At 68.2% G+C, this 24,968-nt stretch carries 25 protein-coding genes; 17 read left to right on the forward strand and 8 right to left on the reverse strand.

Features of this window, described 5'->3' with window-relative positions; all coding sequences use genetic code 11:
- Positions 1-2: 2 nt before the first annotated feature.
- The 5 genes from accC to AC3WLY_RS24720 form a co-directional block, all read right to left on the reverse strand.
- Positions 3-1,370 (reverse strand): acetyl-CoA carboxylase biotin carboxylase subunit, encoded by a 1,368-nt coding sequence (gene accC / locus AC3WLY_RS24700; RefSeq protein ID WP_111015350.1) that lies wholly within the window; start codon positions 1,368-1,370, stop codon positions 3-5.
- Between the two features lie 85 nt (positions 1,371-1,455).
- Positions 1,456-1,929 (reverse strand): acetyl-CoA carboxylase biotin carboxyl carrier protein, encoded by a 474-nt coding sequence (gene accB / locus AC3WLY_RS24705; RefSeq protein ID WP_072436364.1) that lies wholly within the window; start codon positions 1,927-1,929, stop codon positions 1,456-1,458.
- Positions 1,930-1,995: 66 nt separating this feature from the next.
- Entirely contained in the window at positions 1,996-2,448 is a 453-nt protein-coding gene (gene aroQ / locus AC3WLY_RS24710; RefSeq protein ID WP_072436363.1) for a type II 3-dehydroquinate dehydratase, read from the reverse strand.
- A gap of 194 nt (positions 2,449-2,642) precedes the next feature.
- The gene (locus AC3WLY_RS24715; protein WP_175963113.1) at positions 2,643-3,194 is read right to left on the reverse strand and encodes a TlpA family protein disulfide reductase; all 552 of its coding nucleotides are present in this window, start codon (positions 3,192-3,194) and stop codon (positions 2,643-2,645) included.
- Between the two features lie 7 nt (positions 3,195-3,201).
- Complete coding sequence (locus tag AC3WLY_RS24720; protein ID WP_034182679.1) at positions 3,202-3,846, reverse strand: hypothetical protein; 645 nt, start codon at positions 3,844-3,846, stop codon at positions 3,202-3,204.
- Positions 3,847-3,970: 124 nt separating this feature from the next.
- Here AC3WLY_RS24720 and mpl point away from each other — a divergent pair, with 124 nt between their 5' ends.
- From mpl to pyrF, 17 genes are all read left to right on the forward strand, one after another.
- Positions 3,971-5,467 (forward strand): UDP-N-acetylmuramate:L-alanyl-gamma-D-glutamyl-meso-diaminopimelate ligase, encoded by a 1,497-nt coding sequence (mpl, locus tag AC3WLY_RS24725; protein ID WP_374955218.1) that lies wholly within the window; start codon positions 3,971-3,973, stop codon positions 5,465-5,467.
- Positions 5,464-6,033 (forward strand): YqiA/YcfP family alpha/beta fold hydrolase, encoded by a 570-nt coding sequence (locus AC3WLY_RS24730; RefSeq protein ID WP_175963112.1) that lies wholly within the window; start codon positions 5,464-5,466, stop codon positions 6,031-6,033. Before mpl ends, AC3WLY_RS24730 begins: the two co-directional genes overlap by 4 nt.
- An 80-nt stretch (positions 6,034-6,113) precedes the next feature.
- Positions 6,114-8,201, forward strand: coding sequence for an RNB domain-containing ribonuclease (locus AC3WLY_RS24735; protein ID WP_492309262.1), 2,088 nt, complete (start codon positions 6,114-6,116; stop codon positions 8,199-8,201).
- Positions 8,198-9,064, forward strand: a complete 867-nt coding sequence (gene aroE / locus AC3WLY_RS24740; RefSeq protein WP_310138400.1) for a shikimate dehydrogenase — start codon at positions 8,198-8,200, stop codon at positions 9,062-9,064. The genes AC3WLY_RS24735 and aroE overlap by 4 nt, the downstream gene beginning before the upstream one ends.
- A gap of 14 nt (positions 9,065-9,078) precedes the next feature.
- Positions 9,079-9,816, forward strand: a complete 738-nt coding sequence (gene mtgA, locus AC3WLY_RS24745) for a monofunctional biosynthetic peptidoglycan transglycosylase (RefSeq protein ID WP_175963109.1) — start codon at positions 9,079-9,081, stop codon at positions 9,814-9,816.
- A 426-nt stretch (positions 9,817-10,242) separates the two neighbouring features.
- On the forward strand, positions 10,243-11,853 hold the full coding sequence (locus AC3WLY_RS24750) for a S10 family peptidase (RefSeq protein WP_492309263.1): 1,611 nt from the start codon (positions 10,243-10,245) through the stop codon (positions 11,851-11,853).
- Between the two features lie 80 nt (positions 11,854-11,933).
- A complete protein-coding gene (locus AC3WLY_RS24755; RefSeq protein WP_072436355.1) occupies positions 11,934-12,332 on the forward strand; it encodes an EF-hand domain-containing protein in 399 nt (132 codons plus the stop codon).
- 349 nt (positions 12,333-12,681) lie between these two features.
- Entirely contained in the window at positions 12,682-13,581 is a 900-nt protein-coding gene (locus AC3WLY_RS24760; protein ID WP_111017759.1) for an IclR family transcriptional regulator, read from the forward strand.
- Positions 13,578-14,603 carry a 2-dehydro-3-deoxygalactonokinase gene (locus tag AC3WLY_RS24765; protein WP_492309264.1) on the forward strand — a complete coding sequence of 342 codons (1,026 nt, stop codon included), beginning with the start codon at positions 13,578-13,580 and terminating at the stop codon, positions 14,601-14,603. Before AC3WLY_RS24760 ends, AC3WLY_RS24765 begins: the two co-directional genes overlap by 4 nt.
- 23 nt (positions 14,604-14,626) lie before the next feature.
- Positions 14,627-15,304: a 2-dehydro-3-deoxy-6-phosphogalactonate aldolase gene (locus AC3WLY_RS24770; protein ID WP_175963105.1), complete on the forward strand. Its 678-nt coding sequence runs from the start codon at positions 14,627-14,629 to the stop codon at positions 15,302-15,304.
- A complete protein-coding gene (locus tag AC3WLY_RS24775; RefSeq protein WP_175963148.1) occupies positions 15,304-16,083 on the forward strand; it encodes an SDR family oxidoreductase in 780 nt (259 codons plus the stop codon). The genes AC3WLY_RS24770 and AC3WLY_RS24775 overlap by 1 nt, the downstream gene beginning before the upstream one ends.
- Positions 16,084-16,185: 102 nt before the next feature.
- A complete protein-coding gene (locus AC3WLY_RS24780; RefSeq protein ID WP_034182691.1) occupies positions 16,186-17,181 on the forward strand; it encodes an arabinose ABC transporter substrate-binding protein in 996 nt (331 codons plus the stop codon).
- Between the two features lie 68 nt (positions 17,182-17,249).
- Positions 17,250-18,761, forward strand: coding sequence for an L-arabinose ABC transporter ATP-binding protein AraG (araG, locus tag AC3WLY_RS24785; RefSeq protein WP_492309265.1), 1,512 nt, complete (start codon positions 17,250-17,252; stop codon positions 18,759-18,761).
- 70 nt (positions 18,762-18,831) lie between these two features.
- A complete protein-coding gene (gene araH, locus AC3WLY_RS24790; protein ID WP_310138378.1) occupies positions 18,832-19,848 on the forward strand; it encodes an L-arabinose ABC transporter permease AraH in 1,017 nt (338 codons plus the stop codon).
- Between the two features lie 24 nt (positions 19,849-19,872).
- Positions 19,873-20,688 carry an SDR family oxidoreductase gene (locus AC3WLY_RS24795; protein ID WP_310138375.1) on the forward strand — a complete coding sequence of 272 codons (816 nt, stop codon included), beginning with the start codon at positions 19,873-19,875 and terminating at the stop codon, positions 20,686-20,688.
- A gap of 50 nt (positions 20,689-20,738) precedes the next feature.
- Positions 20,739-21,800 (forward strand): aldose 1-epimerase, encoded by a 1,062-nt coding sequence (locus AC3WLY_RS24800; protein ID WP_310138372.1) that lies wholly within the window; start codon positions 20,739-20,741, stop codon positions 21,798-21,800.
- A gap of 39 nt (positions 21,801-21,839) precedes the next feature.
- Positions 21,840-22,667 (forward strand): orotidine-5'-phosphate decarboxylase, encoded by an 828-nt coding sequence (gene pyrF / locus AC3WLY_RS24805; RefSeq protein ID WP_175963101.1) that lies wholly within the window; start codon positions 21,840-21,842, stop codon positions 22,665-22,667.
- A gap of 102 nt (positions 22,668-22,769) precedes the next feature.
- On the opposite strand, the gene AC3WLY_RS24810 is transcribed toward pyrF, so the two are convergent.
- Genes AC3WLY_RS24810 through thiL form a run of 3 tightly spaced genes read right to left on the reverse strand, consistent with a single transcriptional unit; the run spans position 22,770 to position 24,841 of the window.
- Positions 22,770-23,270, reverse strand: a complete 501-nt coding sequence (locus AC3WLY_RS24810; RefSeq protein ID WP_072436346.1) for a CinA family protein — start codon at positions 23,268-23,270, stop codon at positions 22,770-22,772.
- Between the two features lie 31 nt (positions 23,271-23,301).
- Positions 23,302-23,853 (reverse strand): phosphatidylglycerophosphatase A family protein, encoded by a 552-nt coding sequence (locus tag AC3WLY_RS24815; RefSeq protein WP_310138367.1) that lies wholly within the window; start codon positions 23,851-23,853, stop codon positions 23,302-23,304.
- Positions 23,843-24,841: a thiamine-phosphate kinase gene (gene thiL / locus AC3WLY_RS24820; protein ID WP_034182699.1), complete on the reverse strand. Its 999-nt coding sequence runs from the start codon at positions 24,839-24,841 to the stop codon at positions 23,843-23,845. Before thiL ends, AC3WLY_RS24815 begins: the two co-directional genes overlap by 11 nt.
- Positions 24,842-24,968: the final 127 nt, after the last annotated feature.

Here is a 24,968-nt window from a genome sequence, read left to right on the forward strand (position 1 = left end):
GCTTACGCTTCTTCCGGTGCGACCTGCTGCTTCTGCGCGAGCCGGTTTTCGAGGTAGTGGATGCTGGTGCCGCCTTCGACGAACTTCGAGTCGATCATCAGCTCGCGGTGCAGCGGGATGTTGGTCTGGATGCCTTCGACGACCATTTCCGACAGCGCGATGCGCATCCGGCTGATCGCCTGCTCGCGGGTCGCGCCGTAGGTGATCAGCTTGCCGATCATCGAATCATAGTTCGGCGGCACGAAATAGCCATTGTAGGCATGCGAATCGACGCGCACGCCGGGGCCGCCCGGCGTATGCCACGACGTGATCCGGCCCGGCGACGGCGTGAACTTGAACGGATCTTCTGCGTTGATCCGGCATTCGATCGCATGTCCGCGGAACTGGATGTCGCGCTGGCGCAGCGCGAGCTTCTCGCCGGCCGCGATGCGGATCTGTTCCTGCACGATGTCGACGCCCGTGATCAGTTCCGACACCGGATGCTCGACCTGCACGCGCGTGTTCATCTCGATGAAGTAGAACTCGCCGTTTTCGTACAGGAATTCGAACGTGCCCGCGCCGAGGTAGCCCATCTTCTTGCATGCGTCCGCGCAGCGGTCGCCGATGCGGTCGATCAGGCGGCGCGGAATGCCGGGCGCCGGCGCTTCCTCGATCACCTTCTGGTGGCGGCGCTGCATCGAGCAGTCGCGCTCGCCGAGCCAGATCGCGTTCTTGAACGCATCGGACAGCACCTGGATCTCGATGTGGCGCGGGTTCTCGAGGAACTTCTCCATGTACACCTGCGGGTTGCCGAACGCACGGCCGGCTTCCTCGCGGGTCATGTTGACCGCGTTGACGAGCGCGGCCTCGGTGTGCACGACGCGCATCCCGCGCCCGCCGCCGCCGCCCGCCGCCTTGATGATGACCGGGTAGCCGATCGTGCGCGCAATCTTGACGATCTCCTTCGGATCGTCCGGCAACGCGCCTTCCGAGCCCGGCACGCACGGCACGCCGGTCTTGATCATCGTCTGCTTGGCGGTGACCTTGTCGCCCATCATCCGGATCGTTTCCGGGCGCGGGCCGATGAACGTGAAGCCCGACTGCTCGACGCGTTCCGCGAAATCGGCGTTCTCCGACAGGAAGCCGTAGCCGGGGTGGATCGCCTCGGCGTCGGTGACTTCCGCGGCGCTGATCAGCGCCGGCATGTTCAGGTAGCTCAGGTTCGACGGGGCCGGGCCGATACAGACGGCTTCGTCCGCGAGGCGCACGTACTTGGCTTCCTTGTCGGCTTCCGAGTAGACGACCACCGTCTTGACGCCGAGCTCGCGGCACGCGCGCTGGATGCGCAGCGCGATTTCACCGCGATTGGCAATGAGGATTTTTTCAAACATAGCGAGTATTCGTCTCTTCGAGGGGCGCGCGAACGGCGCCTGGCGAGCATCGGCGGCGCGCGGCTGGGCCAGCCGCGCGGCGGACTTAGCCGATCACGAAAAGCGGCTGGCCGTATTCGACGGCCTGGCCGTTCTCGACGAGGATTTCCTTGATCACGCCGGCTTTGTCGGACTCGATCTCGTTGAGCAGCTTCATCGCTTCGATGATGCAGATCGTCTGGCCTTCCTTGACCGTGTCGCCGACCTGGACGAACGGGTCCGCGCCCGGCGACGGCGCGCGATAGAACGTGCCGACCATCGGCGACGTCACGACGTGGCCCTGCGGGACGGCCGGCGCGGCTGCGGCGCCGGCTGCCGGCGCCGCGGCACCGTCCGTCGGCAGCGCGGCCGACGGAGCGGGCGCGCTGAATTGCGGGGCATACCCAGCCGTCGGCTGTACGTAGACCGGCGGTGCGTTCTTGACGATGCGCACCTTGCCTTCGCCTTCCGTCACTTCCAGCTCGGAGATGCCGGATTCGGAAACGAGGTCGATCAGAGTTTTCAGCTTACGAAGATCCATCGGGAATTCCCCTTTCAATACGTGAAAGCGCCGGTTAGGGGCCGGCGCTGAATCTAGATCGCGAAATCAGCCGCGCGACGTGCCTTGCAGCTTGTCCAGCGCGTACTCGAGCGCGTACAGATAACCTTTCCAGCCGAGCCCGCAGATCACGCCTTCGGCCTGGTCGGAAAAGTAGGAGTGGTGCCTGAACGCTTCGCGGCGATGCACGTTCGACAAGTGAACCTCGACGAACGGGATGCCAACGCCGGCGATCGCGTCCCGGATCGCGACGCTCGTGTGCGTATACGCGGCCGGATTGATCAGGATGAAATCGGTCTGTTCCTCCCGCGCGGCCTGGATGCGGTCGACCAGCGCGCCTTCATGGTTGCTCTGGAACGACGACAGTTCGGCGCCGGCTTCCCGGGCACGCGCGGCAAGCGCCTGATCGATCTGTGTCAGCGTGACGCGGCCGTACACCTCCGGTTCCCGGGTGCCGAGAAGGTTCAGGTTGGGGCCGTGCAGCACCAGCAATCGTGTCATGGTCGCTTCTATTTCTGCGGAATTGCGCGAACTTTAGCGCTATTTAGAGAAATTTGTCTAGTTTTGCCGAACGGCCGAGTTCGCCGGACCCGCAAGAATTACCGGTGCGGATGCAAAGTATCGGCGAATTCACGCGAAATTGCGGTGATCGACGGACAAATTGCTGCGAACGTGCGGGCCGGCGTTCGGGCAGGTTACAGCGCGTCGAGCGTCTTTTTCAGCTCGGACGGCTGGATTTGTCCCAATTTTGTCTCGCGAATCTTGCCGGTTGCGTCGATGACGACCGTAAACGGCAACGCGCCAGCGGTGTTTCCGAAATTACGGGCCAGATCAGCGCCCGCATAACCGCTGACGAAAACCGGATAGTCGACCTTCACTTTCTGCAGAAAGTTCTTCACGTTCTGCTCGGAATCGACGCCGATCCCGATGAAACGGATGCCTTTCTGTTTGTACTGATGCGACAGCGCGACGAGCTCGGGCATCTCTTCGACGCACGGGCCGCACCATGACGCCCAGAAATTGACGACGACCTTCTGGCCCTTGAAGGCAGCCAGCGTGGCCGGCTTGCCGTCGACACCCGTCAGCGCCGCTGCCCACAACTGGTCGACCGGGCTGCCCGCTGCGGCGGGCGAGGCGACGGCGACGCCGTCGTCGGCATTGCCGCGGAACCAATGGCCGGCGGTAATCCCGCCGGCGACAGCGGCGGCCGCGACCACCGCGAGCGCCAACATGCGTTTCATCATCATCGTTGAATCATTCAGGTTCGGAAGGGGCTTTGCCTGCTTCGACGAGCGTGCGCAGCGCGGCGGCATCCGCGCGGGCGACCCGGCCGCGCGAGTCGGCCTTGACCGCGCCGCGCAGGTCGTCGCTCGCATAGAGCGCGAGGTGGATGCCAATCGCGTCCACGTCGCGCCGCGGGCGCCACAGGAAGCTCAGCGTCTCGACGTCGCCGCGGCCCGCGAAGTGCCGCGTCTCGGACACGTCGTACTGGATATTCTGGTTCAGCAAGTAGATCGCGACGTCCTTCGGGTTGTCGGTGAATGCCTGCAAATGGATATCCGAATGCGCGTTTGCGGTGCCGTTCAGCACGGCGCCCGTCACATACGGACGGAACTCGGCGAGCCGGCGCATCCAGTCGAGCGCGATCTCGCGCAGCAGGCGCAGTTCGTCCGGCTGCGTGTCGCTCTGGAACAGTGCGAGGTACTCGCGCAGTTCTTCCTCGATCTGATCGTTATCCGGCAGCCATTCGCCGGCAACGCGCGAATCGCCGAGCAACTGGCGCGCGGCCTTGCGTTTCGCGCCGGCATAGTCCAGCCCGTCCTCCGCGATCAGGCGGGCGGCGGACTGGGCGATTTCCTCGCGGACGCGCCGCGGGTCGACAAGAGGTTTGCGAGACATGATCCGGCAATCATACTAGATCGCCGCGGCGCCCGAACACGGGTGCGGCGGCCTGCCGCCCGGTGCGCCGGCGGCGTTCGCGCGCATCGTTCGGGCCGCCGGGCACGGCAGGCCGTCAGTTACAATACTGCTCTTTGTGTCGCGGCGACGAGCGCCGGTCGCACGGCCTGTCCGGCGCGCCGCAGACGCATCTTTTCCGAATCGACGGCGCCCGGCGGCGCGAAAGCATTCATCTATGCACATCCACATTCTTGGCATCTGCGGCACCTTCATGGGCGGTCTCGCCGTACTCGCGCGCGAGGCGGGCCACACGGTGACGGGTTGCGACGCGGGCGTCTATCCGCCGATGAGCACGCAGCTCGAGGCGCAGGGCATCACGCTGATCGAGGGCTACGGCGCCGAACAGATCGACCTGAAACCGGACCTGTTCGTGATCGGCAACGTCGTCACGCGCGGCAATCCGCTGATGGAGGCGATCCTCGATCGCGGCCTGCCGTACGTGTCGGGCCCGCAGTGGCTCGGCGAGCACGTGCTGGCCGGCAAATGGGTGCTCGCGGTCGCGGGCACGCACGGCAAGACGACCACGTCGTCGATGCTCGCGTGGCTGCTGGAAGACGCGGGCCTGAACCCGGGCTTCCTGATCGGCGGCGTGCCGCTGAACTTCGGCGTGTCGGCGCGGCTCACCGATTCGAGCTTCTTCGTGATCGAGGCCGACGAATACGATACGGCGTTCTTCGACAAGCGCTCGAAGTTCGTCCATTACCGGCCGCGCACCGCGGTGCTGAACAACCTTGAATTCGATCACGCCGACATCTTCCCGGATCTCGCCGCGATCGAAACGCAATTCCATCACCTCGTGCGCACCGTGCCCGGTGTCGGCCGGATCGTCACGAACGGCCGCTCGGACGCGCTCGAGCGCGTGCTGGCGCGCGGCTGCTGGAGCGAGGTCGAGCGGTTCGGCGTCGACGGCGGCTGGCAGGCGCTGCCGGCCGAGGACGGCGTGCCGGTCGACGAGCGTTTTGCCGTGTATTCGCACGCGGAGCGTGTCGGCGAAGTCGCGTGGCAGGTGCAGGGCGATCACAACCGGATGAACGCGCTCGCGGCGATCGCCGCCGCGCGCCACGTCGGCGTGCCGCCCGCGCAGGCCGCAGCCTCCCTCGCAGCGTTCCGCAACGTGAAGCGCCGCATGGAAGTGCGCGGCAGCGTGGACGGCGTGACCGTCTACGACGACTTCGCGCACCATCCGACCGCAATCGAAACCACGATCGCCGGCCTTCGTGCGCGCATCGGTAGCCGGAATGCCCGCATCCTCGCGGTACTCGAGCCGCGCTCGAACACGATGAAGCTGGGCGTGATGAAGGCGCAATTGCCCGCGAGCCTGGCCGATGCCGATCTCGTGTTCGGCTACGGCGCGCCGACCGGGCGCGATGCGCTCGGCTGGAATCTCGGCGAGGCGCTCGCGCCGCTCGGCGACAAGGCACGCGCGTTCGACGATCTGCACCTGCTGGTGAAGGCCGTCACCGAGGCCGCGCGCCCGGGCGACCACGTGCTCGTGATGAGCAACGGTGGCTTCGGCGGCGTGCACCAGAAGTTGCTCGATGCGCTCGGGAGCCGCACGTGATCCTGTATCTGCACGGCTTCCGGTCGTCGCCGGAATCGCAGAAGTCGCGGCTGCTCGCCGCACGCATGGCCGAACTCGGCCGCACGGACGAGTGGCGTTGCCCGTCGCTGTCCGTGTCGCCGCTCGATGCGATCGCCATCGCGGAAGCCGAGGTTGCCGGCGCACGCGACGTGACCGTCATCGGCAGCTCGCTCGGCGGCTATTACGCCACGTGGCTCGCCGAAAAGCATGGCTGGAAGGCCGTGCTGCTGAATCCGGCCATCGTGCCGCAGCGCGATCTCGAGCAGCATCTGGGCGAACAGCCGCTGTGGCACGGCGGCGGCACGATCGTCGTCGAGCGCCATCACCTGCACGAGCTCGATGCGCTGCGCGTGCCGGCGATCACGCGTGCCGAGCGCTACTATCTGTTCGCGGCGACCGGCGACGAAGTGCTCGACTACCGCGAGATGCTGGCCCATTACCCGGGCGCGAAAACGCGCGTGATCGAAGGCAGCGATCACGGAATCAGCGAATTTGCCGACTATGTCGACGACGTTCTCGCGTTTTGCGACGGAAAAGCGCGATAAACCGGCCGCGTGCCGATCGAATCCCCATCATCATGCGGCGCCGCCGATGCGGCGTCCGGCAGTCTGAACGAGAGTACTGAGTGAACGTTTTCTTCGAGGAATCGGGCAGTTTCAAGGCGGGCAGCGTGCTGTCGCGCCAGGGCGACGCATTTCAGGTCGAGTTGCCCGGCGGGCGGCGCGCGAAGGTGCGCGCGAAAGACGTGCTGATCGAATTCGACAAGCCGGCCGCGGGCGAACTGATGCAGGAGGCCGACACGGCCGCGCAGCAGATCGATCTGGATTTCCTGTGGGAATGCGCGCCGGCCGACGAGTTCGCGTATACGGCGCTGGCCGAGGAGTACTTCGGCGCGGCGTACGGCCCGGTCGAGCGCGCGGCGCTGGTGCTGCGGCTGCATGGCTCGCCCGTCTACTTCCGCCGCAAGGGGCGCGGCCAGTATCAGCGCGCGCCGGAAGAGCAGCTCAAGATGGCGCTCGCGTCGCTCGAGCGCAAGCGCCAGCAGGCGCTCGTCCAGGCGCAGTATGAAGAGGAGCTGAAGGCCGGCAAGCTGCCGGAAGCGTTCGCGGGCAAGGTGCTCGGGCTGCTGACGCGGCCGGACAAGAACGCGATCGAATACAAGGCGCTGGAAGCGGCGGCCGGCGCGCGCGGCGTGTCGCCGGCGCGGCTGATGCTCGACTGCGGCGGCATCGCGTCGCCGCGTGCGCTGCACGAGGCGCGCTTCCTCGCGGAATTCTTCCCGCACGGCACGGGCTTTCCGCCCGTCACCGTCGGCGCGCTGCCGGACGACCTGCCGCGCGCGAACGTCGAGGCGTTTTCGATCGACGACGTCACGACGACCGAAATCGACGATGCGTTCTCGGTCGAACACCTGTCCGACGGCCGCGTGCGGATCGGCGTGCACATCGCGGCGCCGGCGCTCGGCATCGTGCGCGGCGACGCGGTCGACGCGATCGCGCGCACGCGCCTGTCGACCGTCTACATGCCGGGCGACAAGATCACGATGCTGCCGGACGACGTCGTCGACGTGTTCACGCTGAAGGAGGGCGATTACCGTCCGGCGCTGTCGCTGTACATCATCGTCAACCGCGAAACGCAGGACATCGTCGCGAACGAGACGCGCGCCGAACTCGTGTTCGTGAAGAGCAACCTGCGTCACAACACGCTCGACGAACTCGTCAACGAAGAGACGCTCGCGGCCGGCACCGGCGACTACCCGCACAAGGACGACATCGCCGTGCTGTGGCCGCTCGCGCAGGCGCTGTTCGAGAAGCGCCAGCTCGCGCGCGCGGGCTACGGCCTGAAGCGCGAAGTGCAGCGCAACACCGACTACAACTTCTACGTCGAAGGCGAGCACGTGTCGATCACGCCGCGCCGCCGCGGTTCGCCGCTCGACCTGATCGTGTCCGAGCTCGCGATCCTCGCGAACTCGACCTGGGGCGCGTTCCTGCACGATCATACGGTGCCCGGCATCTACCGCTCGCAGCGCGGCTTCGGCGCGCCGGGCCCGAAGCGCACGCGGATGCAGACGACGGCCGCGCCGCACGAAGGCCTCGGCGTGCCGCAGTACGCATGGAGCACGTCGCCGCTGCGCCGCTACGTCGACCTCGTGAACCAGTGGCAACTGCTCGCATGCGTGCAGCATGGCGTCACCGCCAAGCTCGCCGCGCCGTTCAAGCCGAAGGACGCCGACCTGTACGCGGTCGTGCAGGGCTTCGACGACACCTACACCGCGTACGCCGACTACCAGCGCCGGATGGAATATTTCTGGTGCCTGCGCTGGCTCGCGCAGGAGCAGAAGAAGCAGGTCGTCGCGACGGTCGTGAAGGGCGATCTCGTGCGCCTCGAGGAAATTCCGCTGCTGCTGCACGTGCCGGGGCTCGGCGTGCATGCGCGCGGCACGCGCGTGCTGCTCGACGTGATGTCGCTCGACGAGCTGACGATCGAGGCGTCGGTGCGGTTGCTGAACGTGCTCGATGCGCCGACCGTGACCAGCGGCGATGCGGCCGAGGAAGAGGATGATGCCGAAGGCGGCGACGACACGCTGATCGACGCGGAAGACGCCACGGCGGAAACCGAGGCGGAAGCGCTGGCCGAAGCGGACGGTGCGGCGGCGGGTACGGTCGGCGAAGCCGCGAGCGGCAACGACGGCGAAGAGGGGCGCGCATCATGAACGCGGTTGCGTCGACGAGCGGCGCCGACCGCTACGTAGTGTTCGGCAACCCGGTGGCGCACAGCAAGTCGCCGTTCATCCACGCGCAGTTCGCCGCGCAGACCGGCGAGGCGATCGAGTACGCGCACCGGCTCGCGGCGGTCGACGGCTTCGAAGCGGCCGTGCGCGCGTTCGTCGCCGAAGGCGGTCGCGGCGCGAACGTGACGGTGCCGTTCAAGCTCGAAGCGCATGCGCTCGCCGACACGCTGTCGCCGCGCGCGGCGGCGGCTGGCGCGGTGAACACGCTGCGCATCGACGCCGACGGAAGCATCCACGGCGACAACACCGATGGCGTCGGCCTCGTGCGCGACATCGAAGCGAACCTCGGTGTGTCGCTCGCGGGCGCACGCATCCTGCTGCTCGGCGCGGGCGGCGCCGCGCGCGGCGTCGTGCTGCCGCTGCTCGAGCGTGCGCCGCTGTCGATCACGATCGTGAACCGCACCGCCAGCAAGGCCGAGGCGCTCGTCGGCCAGTTCATGCAGGCCGCACACGATGCGGGCTGCACGCTCGCGGGCGGCGGCCCCGACGTGGTGCGCGCGGAGCCGTACGACGTGATCGTCAATGCGACGGCCGGCAGCCTCGATGCCGCGCTGCCGGCGTGCGACGCGGCCGCATTCGGCGCGGGCACGCTGGCGTACGACATGATGTACGGCGCGCAGCCGACCGTGTTCATGCAGCATGCGGCGTCGCTCGGCGCACGCACGGCCGACGGGCTCGGCATGCTCGTCGAGCAGGCAGCCGAATCGTTCTTTATCTGGCGCGGCGTGCGGCCGGACGGTGCACCGGTGCTTGCCGCGCTGCGCCAGGCGCTCGCGGCGAGCTGAACGGAGCGCGGCACGTGGTGGCGGTAAGCAGCACGCAGCGCACGCGGACGGTGAGCCCGGCCCGCTGGATCGTCTACGCGGGTGCGGTGTTCGCGGGCGCGTGGCTCGCGACGCAGCTGTTCTATCTCGCGCAGATCGCGCTGTGGTCGTTCGTGAACCCGGGTTCGACCGCATTCATGCGCACCGACGCGTGGTGGCTGTCGCGCGACAAGCCGCCCGCGCAGATCCAGCACCAGTGGGTGCCGTACGACCAGATCTCGCGCAACCTGAAGCGCGCGCTGATCGCATCCGAAGACTCGACCTTCGCGACCAACAACGGCTACGACGTCGATGCGATTCTGCAGGCGTGGGAGAAGAACAAGGCGCGCGGCCGGATCGTCGCGGGCGGTTCGACGATCACGCAGCAGCTCGCGCGCAACCTGTTCCTGTCGCGCGAGAAGAGCTATATCCGCAAGGGGCAGGAGCTCATCATCACGTGGATGCTCGAAACCGCGCTCGACAAGGAGCGGATCTTCGAGATCTACCTGAATTCCGTCGAATGGGGCCGCGGCGTGTACGGCGCCGAAGCGGCCGCGCGCTATTACTACAGGATTCCCGCGAGCCGGCTCGGCGCGTGGCAGTCGGCGCGTCTCGCGGTGATGCTGCCGAAGCCGCGCTGGTTCGACGCGCATCGCGGCTCGGCCTACCAGGCACAGCGCGCGGCCATCATCGCCCGCCGGATGGGCGCGGCCGCGCTTCCGCAATCGGAGTGAACGGCGCGCTCGCGCCGCCGCATTGTCCGTTCTGCCGCCAATGCGTCATTGGTGCGCTGCAGCGCATTCGTGTCGCGCGCATTTCGGGCCACATCCTTTAGACGAATTCGTCTATTTCGCGCTGCTGAGCAATGCCAGCGACTACGCGATTTTGTTTGCCGATATGCCGCGAAATCCACGCTTTTTTAGTATTTCCGAGTAAACGCGAAAGGCGTTGAAAGCGGCGCGAAATGCAACGTTTCGCGAACCGAAGCATTCCTGAAAGGTGTGCGCCGCACCGGCCGTCGGCCAAATATTTCAAAATTTTTCAAAGCCGACATGCTCGCGTATATTGGCCAGCGCCTCGGCTTATCGGCCGCAATCGAGGCGGGGGGCGGCTTATCCGGCTGCTCGACACAAAAAACATCCGAGAGAAGGAAAGCAACGATGCCAGCGAGCAAAGCGAAGCTGTTGTTGGGGGTGGTTTTTTCTTCGCTGATTCTGACGGCCTGCAACGACGACGTGACATCGTCCGCTGCTGCGAGCGCCGACAACTCAGCCGATCCCGCCAGTCAGGTGGACAGGGCGTACAACGATCCGAACAGTTATTCGCCGAGCGCGAACGCGTCGCTCGACGCATCCGCCGCGATCGAAAAGGCCGCCGTCACGCATCACCAGATCACGCTGAACGGCAAGACGATCCGCTACACGGCCAAGGCCGGCCACCTCGTCGCGCGCAATCCGCAGACGGGCGCGCCCGAGGCGTCGTTCTTCTATGTCGCCTACACGGCCGACAACCAGCCCGCGGCGAAGCGGCCCGTCACGTTCCTGTACAACGGCGGTCCCGGCTCGGCGTCGGTGTGGCTGCACCTCGGCTCGTTCGGCCCGCGGCGGGTCCAGACGGGCGACCCGAACGCGAACGCGTCGACGTTCCCGTTCGTCGACAACCAGGAAAGCCTGCTCGACACGACCGACCTCGTGTTCGTCGACGCGATCGGCACCGGCTTTTCCGAAGCGATCGCGCCGAACACGAACCAGACGTTCTGGGGCGTCGACCAGGACGCCGGCGCGTTCCGCGATTTCGTGACGCGCTACCTGACCGTGAACCAGCGCAACGATTCGCCGAAATACCTGTTCGGCGAGTCGTACGGCACGCCGCGCACCGACGTGCTCGCGAACCTGCTCGAGACGGCCGGCGTGAAGCTTGACGGCATCGTGCTGCAGTCGTCGATCCTGAACTACAACACGAACTGCGACATGGCGAGCGACTATGTCGGCAACTCGAACAACGGGTCGAGCCCGGTGAGCTGCGCGGGCTTCGCGCCGTCCTACGGCACCGTCGGCGCGTATTACCAGCTCGACAATCCGAACCCGTCGAACCTGCCGCAGTATGCGGACCAGATGCGCGTGCTGACGGCCGGCAGCTACGCGCCCGCCGTGAACGCGTACCTGGCGAGCCATACGCCGCCGCCGCCGAGTCTCGTCACGACGATGGCGAATTCGACCGGCACGAAGCAGGCGCTGTGGAACGCGAACTTCAACGTGATCCCGACCTTCTTCGACAACAGCTTCCAGCTGTCGCTGATCCCGGGCACGCTGATCGGCCGCTACGACGCGCGCGTGAACGTGCCCGTGTCGAGCCCGCTGGCGGCGGACGGCGATCCGTCGAGCACGTTCATCACGAAGCCGTTCACCGACACGATCGGCAGCTACCTGCCGAACGAGCTGAAGTACACCGCGCAGTCGGCCTACTCGTTGAGCAGCAATGCGATCAACACGTGGGACTGGACGCACGACGGCCTCGCGATGCCCGACACGATCCCCGATCTGGCCGCGGCGCTGACGTTGAATCCGTCGTTGAAGGTGCTGTCGCTGAACGGGTATCACGACATCGCGACGCCGTTCTACCAGACCGAGCTCGACCTCGCGCGGCTCGGGACGCAACCGAACCTGACGATCAAGGACTATCAGGGCGGACACATGGTCTATCTCGACGATACGTCGCGTCCGCAGGAGAAAGCCGATCTCGTGACTTTCTACAACGCGGCCGCGCACTGATGCTGCGCCGGGCCGGCGACAGGCGCCCCCGGCGGCGCCTCGCCTGCCGTCGACGACCTCATTCCAGACTGGAGCCTGATATGAAGAATCGTTTCATCGTCGTTGCCGCGGCGCTCGCATGCGCCGCCGCTGCAGCATCCGTATCCGCGTTCGCGCAGGCGAGCGACGCCGCCGCACCGGCGCGTGCGCGCCAGGCGCAGCTCGGCGATCCGTACGTGCCGCCGGCCGCGCGCAAGCCGACCGCCGGCACGCAGACGACGGGCGCCGCGCTGCATGCGCAGGTGGTGCGCAAGCTCGCGCGGCAGTTCGACTCGGCCGATACGCAGAGCACGGGTTCGATCACCGAGGCGCAGGCGCGCGCGGCCGGGCTCGGTTATGTCGCGAACCACTTCCGGCAGATCGATTCGGGCGGCAGCGGCCGCGTGTCGTTCGCCGACGTGCAGCGCTACATGCAGGCACGCAGCACGAGCCAGCAGTAAGCGCGGCGCGTGGTGAACAAACGGGGGCGGAACCTGCTGCGCGGCGGGTTTCGCCCCCGTGCACATGGCGCGGCCGTCGCGTCATGCGCGCAGCGTACCTCGTCCGAATTCTCATTATCTGGACAACGCATTCAAATATTGGAGACGAGTGCGTGCGCTCCTACAATCCGAAGCACATCGACAGCTTCGGATCCACGCATCGCGCGGCGCCCGACGCACACGGAGACATATTCCATGAAGTTCGCCGGGCGCTTTACTCGGTGCATCGACCGCCGCCACGCCGCAGCACCGGACGCAGTTCCGGCGCCGCGCGAGCGGCTTCACCGATTCCGTTGAAGAAGCCCGCCCCATGACCAAGATGCCCGTATCCCTTGCCCTCGACGCCCGGCGTGCGACGCCGGACGATGGGTCGCTGACCGACAGCATCGGCGCGACCAGCACGCCGCTCGATCTCGCCGCGCAGCAGGCCGGCACGCAGACGCTGCTGCGCGGTCTCGCGATCCTCGAGGCGATCGCGAACGGCGCGCGCGACATGCGCGCGATCGGCGCCGCGCTCGGCACGACACGCAGCACGACGCACCGTCTCGTCAGCAGCCTCGTGCAGGCGCGCTACCTGCGCCAGGTGCAGGGCGGCTACCTGCTCGGCCCGAAGCTGATCGAGCTCGGCACGATCGCGCTCGAGCAGATGCCGCTCACCGCGGTGGCGCGGCCGCATCTCGAAGCGCTCGCTGAAGCGACGCTCGACACGATCCATCTCGGCGTGCGCGACGGCGACGACGTGCTGTACATCGACAAGATTCCCGGCACGCGCGGCCTCGAGATGCGCTCGCGCGTCGGCCACCGGATGCCGCTCGCATCGACGGGCATCGGCAAGGCGATGATGCTCGACCTCGATCCCGACCTGTGGCGCTCGCTGTTCGAGGCCGCGCGGCGCGCGCTGGCCGGCGTCAATTTCAAGCCCGACAACCGGCCGGAGACGAGTGCGTTCCTGCAGCGCATGGCCCACTACGCGGCCGGCGGCTATACGTTCGACCTCGAGGAGAACGAGGCGTCGATCCGCTGCGTGGCCGCGCCGATCCGCGACGCATCGGGTGCGATCGTCGCGGCCGTGTCGGTCGCGAGCACGATTCCGTACATGCCGCACGACCGGATGGACGAACTGATTCCACTCGTGCAGCGCGAAGCGCGAGCCATTTCCGCGGAACTGGGCTGGAGCCCGCCGCAGGGTACCCGCAGGATCAAACGATGACGACTTCGACCCGGGCCGTTCCGGTTGCCAGCTCCGCCACCCCGTCGCTGATCGCGCTCGACTGGGGCACGACGTCGCTGCGCGCGTATCTGTACGACGCGCACGGCGCGGTCATCGACACGCGCAGCCGCGCGGCGGGCGTCATGCATGTGCCGGGCGGCGGCGCGCGCGCGTTCGACGCGGTGTTCGAGGACGCCTGCGGCGACTGGCTCGACCGCACGCCCGGGCTGCCGGTGCTCGCCGCCGGGATGGTCGGCAGCGCGCAGGGCTGGCGCGAGGCGCCGTATGTTGCGGTGCCGGCCGGCGCCGACGCGCTCGCCGCGGGTCTCATTACAGTGACGACGTCGCGCGGCGCGACGGTATCGATCGTGCCGGGCGTGATCGCGACGGGCGAATTGCCCGACGTGATGCGCGGCGAAGAAACGCAGATATTCGGTGCGCTCGCGAGCGATCCCATGCTTGACGCCGATCGTTCAGGGCTACTGATCGGATTGCCGGGCACCCATGCGAAATGGGCGTGGGTGAAGGGCGGGCTGATCGAGCGCTTCCAGACCTTCATGACGGGCGAGCTGTTCGCGGTGCTGCGCGACCACACGATCCTCGGCCGCACGATGCGCGCGGGCGCGTCGCCCGATCGCGCGGCGTTCCTGCGCGGCGTGTCGGTCGCGCGCGGTGCGCAGCGCACGGGGCTGCTCGCGACGATTTTCAGCACGCGCACGCTCGGCCTGACCGACCGGCTCGCGCCCGATGCGCAGGGCGACTACCTGTCCGGCCTGCTGATCGGCCATGAACTCAATGCGCTCGACGCGATGCTCGCGGAGCGTGGCATCGCGCTCGCGGACCAGCCGCTGCTGCTGATCGGCGACGACGGTTTGTGCGCGCGCTATATCGATGCGCTTCGCGTATTCGGCCACATGCACGCGCGGGTCGTCGCGCATGCGACCGAGCGCGGCCTGTGGCGGATCGCGTCGCGCGCCGGGCTCGTGCGCGCGGACGGCGAACCCGTCTTCGCCGACCAATGAACCGATTGCAGAGGAACCCAGTCATGCCGTCCGACCTTACGTTGCCCGCGCCATACACGCCCCACGCCGCACTGATGCGCGCGTTCGACGCGTGCCCGCTGATCGCGATCCTGCGCGGGATCACGCCTGCCGAAGCGGCCGACCATGGGCATGCGCTGTACGAAGCCGGCTTCCGGATCGTCGAGGTGCCGCTCAACTCGCCGGATCCGTTCGACAGCATCGCGAAGCTGCGGCGCGCGCTGCCCGACGATGCGATCGTCGGCGCGGGCACCGTGCTGCGCGCCGAGTACGTCGATCGCGTGCAGGACGCGGGCGGCGCGCTGATCGTGATGCCGCACAGCGACGCGGCCGTGATACGCCGCGCACGCGAGCGCGGCCTCGCGAGCGCACCGGGCGTCGCGACGCCGACCGAAGCGTTCGCGGCGCTAGCGAACGGCGCCGACGTGCTGAAGATGTTCCCGGCCGAGCAGCTCGGCGTGACGGTCGTGAAGGCATGGCGTGCGGTGATCGACCGCGCGGTGCCGCTGATTCCGGTCGGCGGAATTTCGCCGGACAACATGCAGCCGTTCCTCGCGGCCGGCGCGAACGGCTTCGGGCTCGGCTCGGCGCTGTACCGGCCCGGCCAGCCGGCCGACGCGACCGCGGCGAACGCGCGCGCGTTCCAGGCCGGATTGCGCGTCGCGCGCGGCGGAGCCGCATGATGGGCCGCCTCGCGGGCAAGGTCGCGATGGTGACGGGCGCAGGCCGCGGAATCGGCGCCGCGATCGCCCGTGCGTTCGTGCGCGAAGGCGCGGCCGTCGCGCTCGTCGATCTCGACTTCCCGCAGGCGCAGCACACGGCCGCCGCGATCGCGCACGACCTCGACGGCGCACGCGTGCTGCCGCTGCAGGCGGACGTCGCGCGGCAGGATGCGGTGCGCGATGCGCTCGCGCAGACCGAAGCGGCATTCGGCCCGCTCGATGTGCTGGTGAACAACGCGGGCATCAACGTGTTCGCCGATCCGCTGACGATGACCGACGACGACTGGCGCCGCTGCTTCGCGGTTGACCTCGACGGCGTGTGGCACGGCTGCCGCGCGGCGCTGGAAGGCATGGTCGAGCGCGGCCGCGGCAGCATCGTGAACATCGCGTCGACGCATGCGTTCCGGATCATCCCGGGCTGCTTTCCGTACCCGGTCGCGAAACACGGCGTGCTGGGCCTCACGCGCGCGCTCGGCATCGAATACGCGGCGCGCAACGTGCGCGTGAACGCGATCGCGCCGGGCTACATCGAGACGCAGCTCACGCGCGACTGGTGGGACGCGCAGCCCGACCCGGCCGCCGCGCGCGCGGAGACGCTCGCGCTGCAGCCGATGAAGCGGATCGGCCGGCCCGACGAGGTCGCGATGACGGCCGTGTTCCTGGCGTCCGACGAGGCGCCGTTCATCAATGCCGCGTGCATCACCGTCGACGGCGGGCGCGCGGCGCTGTATCACGACTGACGCAACGATTCGAAAGACCGCACGTGCGACGGCCGCGCGCACGCTGCGTCGAAACCAACAAGCGGCTGCATCCTGTTCGATGAAAACAAGGAGACACTGGAGATGAAACGCAGAACGTTCGTAACGCTGGCCGCGGCTGCCGCGGTGGTGATGGGTAGCCCGGTTGCGCACGCGGCCGACCCGGTCAAGATCGGCTTTCTGGTGAAGCAGCCGGAAGAGCCGTGGTTCCAGGACGAGTGGAAGTTCGCCGAGATGGCGGCGAAGGAAAAGGGCTTCACGCTCGTGAAGATCGGCGCGCCGTCGGGCGAAAAGGTGATGAGCGCGATCGACAACCTGTCCGCGCAGAAGGCGCAGGGCTTCATCATCTGCACGCCCGACGTGAAGCTCGGGCCGGGCATCGTCGCGAAGGCGAAGTCGCACAACCTGAAGATGATGACGGTCGACGACCGCCTCGTCGACGGCGCGGGCAAGCCGATCGAAGCGGTGCCGCACATGGGGATCTCCGCGTACAACATCGGCAAGCAGGTCGGCGACGGCATCGCGGCCGAGATCAAGAAGCGCGGCTGGAACGTGAAGGAGGTCGGCGCGATCGACATCACCTACGAGCAGTTGCCGACCGCGCACGACCGCACGAGCGGCGCGACCGACGCGCTGGTGGCCGCCGGTTTTCCGAAGGCGAACGTGATCGCGGCGCCGCAGGCGAAGACCGACACCGAGAACGCGTTCAACGCGGCGAACATCGCGCTCACGAAGAACCCGCAGTTCAAGCACTGGGTCGCGTACGGCCTGAACGACGAGGCCGTGCTCGGCGCGGTGCGCGCGGCCGAAGGGCGCGGCTTCAAGTCGGACAACATGATCGGCATCGGCATCGGCGGTTCCGATTCGGCGCTGAACGAGTTCAAGAAGCCGCAGCCGACGGGCTTCTACGGCACCGTGATCATCAGCCCGAAGCGTCACGGCGAGGAAACCTCGGACCTGATGTACTCGTGGATCACGCAAGGCAAGGCACCGCCGGCGCTGACGCTGACGACGGGCATGCTCGCGACGCGCGACAACGTGTCGAAGGTGCGCGAGGAGATGGGGCTCGCGTCGAAGTAAGCGGCCCGCCGGCCGCCGCGGGCGATGCGGCGGCCGGCGGTCGATCGATTGGGAAGTGAGGAGACGACGTGTCAGCGGCACTGCGTTTTGACAATATCGGCAAGGTATTTCCCGGCGTGCGCGCACTCGACGGCATCTCGTTCGACGTGCATGCAGGCGAGGTGCATGGCCTGATGGGCGAGAACGGCGCGGGCAAGTCGACGCTGCTGAAGATTCTCGGCGGCGAATACCAGCCCGATGCGGGCAGCGTGCTGGTCGACGGCCAGCCCGTGCAGTTCGCGAGTGCGGCGGCGTCGATCGCGGCCGGCATCGCGGTGATTCACCAGGAGCTGCAGTACGTGCCCGACCTGACGGTCGCGGAAAACCTGCTGCTCGGCCGCCTGCCGAACGCGTTCGGCTGGGTGAGGAAGCGCGAGGCGAAGCGCTACGTGCGCGAGCGGCTCGCCGCGATGGGCGTCGATCTCGATCCCGACGCGAAACTCGGGCGGCTGTCGATCGCGCAGCGGCAGATGGTCGAGATCTGCAAGGCGCTGATGCGCAATGCGCGCGTGATCGCGCTCGACGAACCGACGAGTTCGCTGTCGCATCGCGAGACCGAGGTGCTGTTCAAGCTCGTCGACGACCTGCGCGCGCAGGGCCGCGCGCTGATCTACATCTCGCACCGGATGGACGAGATCTACCGTCTGTGCGATGCGTGCACGATCTTTCGCGACGGGCGCAAGATCGCGTCGCACGATGCGCTTGCCGACGTGCCGCGCGAGAGGCTCGTCGCCGAGATGGTCGGGCGCGAGATTTCGGACATCTACCATTACGCGCCGCGCGCGCTCGGCGACGTGCGGTTCTCCGCCGAAGGCGTCGACGGCCCGGCGCTGCGCGAACCCGCGAGCTTCTCGGTGCGCGCGGGCGAGATCGTCGGTTTCTTCGGGCTGGTCGGCGCGGGCCGCAGCGAACTGATGCGGCTCGTGTACGGCGCGGACCGCCGGCGCGCGGGCATGCTGACGCTCGACGGCGCGCGCATCGACGTGAAGCGCACCGGCGACGCGATCCGTCACGGCATCGTGCTGTGCCCCGAGGACCGCAAGGAAGAAGGGATCATCGCGATCGCGTCGGTTGCGGAGAACATCAACATCAGCTGCCGCCGCCATTCGCTGCGCGCAGGGCTGTTCATCGACCGCAAGACCGAAAGCGAAACGGCCGACCGCTTCATCCAGCGGCTGAAGATCAAGACGCCGAACCGGCGGCAGAAGATCCGCTTCCTGTCCGGCGGCAACCAGCAGAAGGCGATCCTGTCGCGCTGGCTCGCGGAGCCCGACCTGAAGGTCGTGATCCTCGACGAGCCGACGCGCGGGATCGACGTCGGCGCGAAGCACGAGATCTACGACGTGATCTACCGGCTCGCGGAGCGCGGCTGCGCGATCGTGATGGTGTCGTCGGAACTGCCGGAAGTGCTCGGCGTGTCCGATCGCATCGTCGTGATGCGCGAAGGCCGGATCGCGGGCGAGCTGCCGCGCGAACAGGCGAACGAGCATGCGGTGCTGAACCTCGCGCTGCCGCAGACGAGCGCCGCCCAGGCGGCCTGACGCGGCGCACGACATTCGAATCGACCAGGCGCGGCGTGGGCCGCGCGATGCAGGAGCAGGAGACACAATCATGCAAGTCAGGGAAAACCTCGCCGGCGCAGCCGTGAAGCAGTCGGCCGACGCGCTGGTACCGCAGCAAAGCGACCGGCAGAAGTGGTGGCAGCACCTCACCGAGTACAGCCTCATCGCGATCTTCGCGGTGATGTTCCTCACGATGTCGCTGACGGTCGATCACTTCTTCTCGATCGACAACATGCTCGGCCTCGCGCTGTCGATCTCGCAGATCGGCATGGTCGCGTGCACGATGATGTTCTGTCTCGCGTCGCGCGACTTCGATCTGTCGATCGGCTCGACCGTCGCGTTCTCGGGCGTGCTGTGCGCGATGGTGCTGAACGCGACCGACAACACGTTCGTCGCGATCATTGCGGCGGTCGCGGCCGGCGCCGCGATCGGCTTCGTGAACGGCGCGGTGATCGCGTACCTGCGCATCAACGCGTTGATCACCACGCTCGCGACGATGGAGATCGTGCGTGGGCTCGGCTTCATCGTGTCGAAGGGGCAGGCGGTCGGCGTGTCGTCGGACACGTTCATCGCGCTCGGCGGGCTGTCGCTGTTCGGCGTATCGCTGCCGATCTGGGTCACGCTGCTGTGCTTCATCGCGTTCGGCGTGCTGCTGAACCAGACCGTGTACGGCCGCAACACGCTCGCGATCGGCGGCAACCCCGAGGCGTCGCGGCTCGCGGGGATCAACGTCGAACGCACGCGCGTATACATCTTCCTGATCCAGGGCGCGGTGACTGCGCTCGCGGGCGTGATCCTCGCGTCGCGCATCACGTCGGGCCAGCCGAACGCCGCGCAGGGATTCGAGCTGAACGTGATCTCCGCTTGCGTGCTCGGCGGCGTGTCGCTGATGGGCGGCCGCGCGACGATCTCGGGCGTCGTGATCGGCGTGCTGATCATGGGCACCGTCGAGAACGTGATGAACCTGCTGAACATCGACGCGTTCTACCAGTACCTGGTGCGCGGCGCGATTCTGCTCGCGGCCGTGCTGCTCGACCAGCTGAAGAACCGCGGCGTACGCGACTGACCTGATTTCACGGAGACGAACCGCATGACCATCGACACTTCCGCGCACGACCCGCACGCCGCGAGCGATGCGCGCTTTGCGCGATACCCGAGCCTCGAGGATCGCGCGGTGCTGATCACGGGCGGCGCGACCGGCATCGGCGCGTCGTTCGTCGAGCACTTCGTGCGGCAGGGCGCGCGCGTCGCGTTCGTCGACCTCGATGCGGCCGCGGGCACCGCGCTGGCGGAAAGCCTCGCGCATGCGCCGCACGTACGCCACGCGCCGCTGTTCATCCAGTGCGACCTGACCGACATCGGCGCGCTGCGCCATGCGATCGACGCGATCCGCGCGCGCATCGGCGCGATCGCGGTGCTCGTGAACAACGCGGCGAACGACACGCGCCACGCGATCGGCGACGTGACGCCGGAGTCGTTCGACGCGGGTATCGCGGTGAACCTGCGCCACCAGTTCTTCGCCGCGCAGGCGGTGATCGACGACATGAAGCAGCAGGGCGGCGGAGCGATCGTCAATCTCGGCTCGATCAGCTGGATGCTGAAGAACGGCGGCTATCCCGTCTACGTGATGGCGAAGGCCGCGGTGCAGGGCCTGACGCGCGGCCTCGCGCGCGACCTCGGCCCGTTCGGCATCCGCGTGAACTCGCTGGTGCCCGGCTGGGTGATGACCGACAAGCAGCGCCGGCTGTGGCTCGACGACGCGGGCCGCGCGGCGATCAAGGCCGGCCAGTGTCTCGACGCCGAACTGCTGCCCGCCGACCTCGCGCGGATGGCGCTGTTCCTCGCGGCCGACGACAGCCGGATGATCACCGCGCAGGACGTGATCGTCGACGGCGGCTGGGCCTGACCGTTCGCACCGACCCGCATCGTTTCTTCGACGAAGGAAAGGAGCTCATCATGACCGCCACGTCCTCGCGCGCATCGTCGTCCACGAGCCAGTCGCGCCGTGCCCGCCTGGCCGCCGCCGCGCAGCCGGTCAGCCCCGGCCCGCAGACGGCCGCATTCGCGCAGGGCGTGGGTGCCGCGCATGCGGCGGCCGTCTCGCTGTCGAATGCGTCGCTGCGGCTCGACGTGCTGCCGCATCTGGGCGGCGGCATCGCGCGCTTCGACTGGCGCGGCGACAACGGTGCGCTGGTGCCGGTGTTTCGCCGCTGCGAGCATCCGGAGACGGCGACGGACCCGAACGAGCTCGCGTGTTATCCGCTGCTGCCTTACTCGAACCGGATCGGCGGCGCGCGCTTCGAATGCGACGGGCGCAAGGTCGCGGTGCCGCGCAACCGGCTCGACGAGCCGCTGCCGATCCACGGCGACGGCTGGCTCGCGCCGTGGCAGGTGGACGATGCGACCGACACGACGCTGCAACTGTCGCTCGATCGCGCGGGCGGCGCGCCGTATGCGTTCCGCGCGATCCAGTCGTTCGAACTCGACGACACGACGCTGTCGATCGCGCTGACGATCGAGAACGCGGGGCGCGCCCGGCTGCCGTTCGGGCTCGGCGTGCATCCGTTCCTCGTGCGCGACGCGGTGACCGAGCTGGCCGCGGCGGCCGGCGGGCTATGGTTGTCGGGCGCCGATTTCCTGCCGGTGCGGCACGTGAGCGTGCCGCCGGCCTGGCAGTTCGGCGTCGCGTATCCGCTGCCGGGCGCGCTCGTCAATCACGCGTTCACCGGCTGGGGCGGCCATGCGACGGTGAGCTGGCCGCGCCGCGGGCTGTCGCTGACGGTCGCGGCCGACGCCGACGCATACGTGCTCTATACGCCGCCCGGCGAGGATTTCTTCTGCTTCGAGCCGGTCGATCATCCGATCAATGCGGTGAACCTGCCGGGCGGCGCGGCCGCGCACGGAATGACGCTGCTCGCGCCGGGCGAGCGGCTCACGCGGCGTTTCGCGTTCACCGTCGGGCGCGCCGATGCGCGCGGCAACGCCGCGACTCGCGAGGCGCGCCGGAGACGCGGGTAAAATACGCGGTCTACCAACGGTTTGCCGCGAGTATCCGCCATGTCTTCCCCGCTTACTTTCATCGAATCGCTGCGCGCCGCGTGGCAGCGCACGAATTCGCTGCTGTGCGTCGGCCTCGATCCCGAGCCGTCGCGCTTTCCCGTGCAGTTCGACGGCCAGCCTGACGCGATCTTCGAATTCTGCCGGCAGATCGTCGACGCGACCGCGCAGTACGCGAGCGCGTTCAAGCCGCAGATCGCCTATTTCGCCGCGCATCGCGCGGAAGACCAGCTCGAACGGCTGATCGCGCACATCCACCTTCAGCATCCGGGCCTGCCCGTGATCCTCGACGCGAAGCGCGGCGACATCGGCAGCACGGCCGAGCAGTACGCGCGCGAAGCGTTCGAGCGCTATCGCGCGGACGCGGTCACGGTGAACCCGTACATGGGCTACGACTCGGTCGAGCCGTACTTCGAGCACGAAGGCAAGGGCGTGATCGTGCTGTGCCGCACGTCGAACCCGGGCGGCTCCGACCTGCAGTTCCTGGAAACGGGGGGCCGGCCGCTGTACCAGGTCGTCGCGGATCTCGCGGCGAACAAGTGGAACGCGAAGAACGGCCAGCTCGGCCTCGTGGTCGGCGCGACGTTCCCGAAGGAAATCGAGATCGTGCGCGGGATCGTCGGCGACATGCCGCTGCTGATCCCCGGCATCGGCGCGCAGGGCGGCGACGTGCAGGCGACCGTCAACGCCGGCCGCACGGCCGACGGCACGGGCATGATGATCAACTCGTCGCGCGCGATCCTGTACGCGAGCAACGGCGAGGATTTCGCCGAAGCCGCGGCGCTCGCCGCGCAGAAGACCCGCGATACGATCAACGCGCATCGCTGAAACGCTCCGGTCGCCCCTCCGGGCGGCCGACTTCGGCAGGCCCGCACCGGCGGGCCGGTGCCGCTTTCCCGCTCAACTTTCCCGCTTCGTCCGCCTGCCGGCTCAGCGTTCGCGCTCGTCGAGCAGTTTCAGCAGCCCGCGCAGCGCATGCACGGCCGCCTGCGTGCGGATCTGTTCGCGGTCGCCCTTGAACACGAGCGTTTCGACGTCGGTATGGAGCCGGTTGCTCCAGCCGAACGACACGGTGCCGACCGGCTTTTTCTCGCTGCCGCCCGCCGGGCCCGCGATGCCCGTGACGGACAGCGCGACCTGCGCGCGGCTGTTGCGCAGCGCGCCTTCGGCCATCGCGCGCGCGACGGGCTCGCTGACGGCGCCGTGCTTGTCGATCAGGTCGGGCGGCACGCCGATCATGTCGATCTTGGCCTGGTTCGAATACGTGACGAAGCCGCGCTCGAACCACTGGCTGCTGCCGGAGATGTCGGTGATCGCCGCGGCGATCATGCCGCCGGTGCAGGATTCGGCGGTGGCGAGCGTCAGGTGCTCGTCACGCAGCTTGTTGCCTGCGCGGATCGCAAGCTGGTGGACGACGGAATCGGTTGGCATGCGCGTCGGGAAACGGGAGTCGGGAAATCGGTCAGCCGACGACGGAGCGCCACAGGGCGATCACGAGCAGCGTCATGAACGCGGCGACCAGGTCGTCGATCATGATGCCGAGCCCGCCTTTCAGGCGACGGTCGAAATAGCGGATCGGCGGCGGCTTGAGCATGTCGAAGAAGCGGAACGCGACGAACGCCCACAACTGGCCAATGAAGGTCGCCGGCGTGACGAACAGCATCACGAGCCAGATCGCGACGATCTCGTCCCAGACGACGGCGCCCGGATCGGACGTGCCCATCTTCCTCGCGGTGAAACCGGTGATCCACGTGCCCGCCGCGAAGCCGGCCGCGATCAGCATCCACCATTCGGGTACCGTCAGGTAGCGGCTCAGCACGACGAACGTGAGCCAGCCGAACAGCGAACCGAACGTGCCGGGAATGATCGGCGCGAGCCCGCTGCCGAAGCCGAGCGACACGAGGTGCGCCGGGTGCGACAGCATGAAGCGCGCGCTCGCGCGCTTCGGCGCATTCCCGTTCGGTGCGGCGCCGGGTTCGGCCGCGGCGTGCGCGGGCGTCGGGTCAGTCTGCATGGAAGTGGTCGAAGCCGTGCAACGTGAGAGCCAGGGGCGCGCCGGCGGCGTCGCGCCACGCGATCGCGGGCCGCTCCGACGGCGCGGACAACGCGCGTATTGTACCGATTCGCGTGACCGGCACGCCGGCCGTCGCGCCGGCCGCTTCGACCGCCGCGCGGGCCGCGGCCGGGGCCGTGAAGCACAGCTCGTAGTCGTCGCCGCCCGCCAGCGTGCAGCGGCGCTGCACGTCGGGCGGCAGCGTCGCGAGCGCGGCCGAGCGCGGTACCGCGTCGGCGTCGATCTCGGCGCGCACGTTCGAGCGTGCCAGGATGTGCTGCAGGTCGCCGGCGAGGCCGTCGGAGATGTCAAGCGCCGCGTGCGCGACGCCCGCGAGCGCGAGGCCGAGCGCGACGCGCGGTTCGGGGCGCTCGAGCGCGTGCCGGAACGCGGCCGCTTCGTTCGCGCCGGCCGCCCATTCGCCGCGTGCGACGCCGAGGCCGGCGCGCGCGTCGCCGAGCGTGCCGGACACCCAGACGTCGTCGCCGTCGCGCGCGGCATCGCGCCGCAGCGCCGCGTCGGGCGCGACTTCGCCGAATACGGTCACGCACAGGTTCAGCGGCCCGCTTGTCGTGTCGCCGCCGACCAGCTCGCAGCCGAATCGCTCGGCGAGCGCGAACAGCCCGTTGCTGAACGCCTCGAGCCACGCCGCGTCGGCGCGCGGCAGCGCGCACGCGAGCGTGAACGCGCGCGGCTCGGCGCCCATCGCCGCGAGGTCGGACAGGTTGACCGCGAGCGTCTTGTGGCCGAGTGCGTCGGGCGCGACGTCGGGGAAGAAGTGGCGGCCCTCGACCAGCATGTCCGTCGAAATGGCCAGCAATTTCCCGGATCGAGGTGCGATCAGCGCGCAATCGTCGCCGATGCCGAGCGTCGACGCGCGTGCGCCCTGTGCCGCGCGGCGCGCGAAGAAGCGATCGATCAGCGAAAACTCGGAGAGGGCGGCTGGCACGGCGGGCGGATCCGATACGGTTCAGGGAACGGCATTGTACGAGGCGAACGGCGGCGTTCCTGCACCGTTCGGTTCATTTTTGTCGCGGCTGTCGCACCCGAATCGCCGGTCTGGCGGCCTTCGATTG

The organism is Burkholderia sp. FW306-1C-G01B, from assembly GCF_058781685.1.

Bases quoted from the DNA above. Each gene is read 5' to 3' on its own strand.
- accC (WP_111015350.1), bottom strand. From the start codon at position 1,370: ATGTTTGAAAAAATCCTCATTGCCAATCGCGGTGAAATCGCGCTGCGC.
- accB (WP_072436364.1), bottom strand. From the start codon at position 1,929: ATGGATCTTCGTAAGCTGAAAACTCTGATCGACCTCGTTTCCGAATCC.
- aroQ (WP_072436363.1), bottom strand. From the start codon at position 2,448: ATGACACGATTGCTGGTGCTGCACGGCCCCAACCTGAACCTTCTCGGC.
- AC3WLY_RS24715 (WP_175963113.1), bottom strand. From the start codon at position 3,194: ATGATGATGAAACGCATGTTGGCGCTCGCGGTGGTCGCGGCCGCCGCT.
- AC3WLY_RS24720 (WP_034182679.1), bottom strand. From the start codon at position 3,846: ATGTCTCGCAAACCTCTTGTCGACCCGCGGCGCGTCCGCGAGGAAATC.
- aroE (WP_310138400.1), top strand. From the start codon at position 8,198: ATGAACGCGGTTGCGTCGACGAGCGGCGCCGACCGCTACGTAGTGTTC.
- AC3WLY_RS24750 (WP_492309263.1), top strand. From the start codon at position 10,243: ATGCCAGCGAGCAAAGCGAAGCTGTTGTTGGGGGTGGTTTTTTCTTCG.
- AC3WLY_RS24755 (WP_072436355.1), top strand. From the start codon at position 11,934: ATGAAGAATCGTTTCATCGTCGTTGCCGCGGCGCTCGCATGCGCCGCC.
- AC3WLY_RS24760 (WP_111017759.1), top strand. From the start codon at position 12,682: ATGACCAAGATGCCCGTATCCCTTGCCCTCGACGCCCGGCGTGCGACG.
- AC3WLY_RS24765 (WP_492309264.1), top strand. From the start codon at position 13,578: ATGACGACTTCGACCCGGGCCGTTCCGGTTGCCAGCTCCGCCACCCCG.
- AC3WLY_RS24770 (WP_175963105.1), top strand. From the start codon at position 14,627: ATGCCGTCCGACCTTACGTTGCCCGCGCCATACACGCCCCACGCCGCA.
- AC3WLY_RS24775 (WP_175963148.1), top strand. From the start codon at position 15,304: ATGGGCCGCCTCGCGGGCAAGGTCGCGATGGTGACGGGCGCAGGCCGC.
- AC3WLY_RS24780 (WP_034182691.1), top strand. From the start codon at position 16,186: ATGAAACGCAGAACGTTCGTAACGCTGGCCGCGGCTGCCGCGGTGGTG.
- araH (WP_310138378.1), top strand. From the start codon at position 18,832: ATGCAAGTCAGGGAAAACCTCGCCGGCGCAGCCGTGAAGCAGTCGGCC.
- AC3WLY_RS24795 (WP_310138375.1), top strand. From the start codon at position 19,873: ATGACCATCGACACTTCCGCGCACGACCCGCACGCCGCGAGCGATGCG.
- AC3WLY_RS24800 (WP_310138372.1), top strand. From the start codon at position 20,739: ATGACCGCCACGTCCTCGCGCGCATCGTCGTCCACGAGCCAGTCGCGC.
- pyrF (WP_175963101.1), top strand. From the start codon at position 21,840: ATGTCTTCCCCGCTTACTTTCATCGAATCGCTGCGCGCCGCGTGGCAG.
- AC3WLY_RS24810 (WP_072436346.1), bottom strand. From the start codon at position 23,270: ATGCCAACCGATTCCGTCGTCCACCAGCTTGCGATCCGCGCAGGCAAC.
- AC3WLY_RS24815 (WP_310138367.1), bottom strand. From the start codon at position 23,853: ATGCAGACTGACCCGACGCCCGCGCACGCCGCGGCCGAACCCGGCGCC.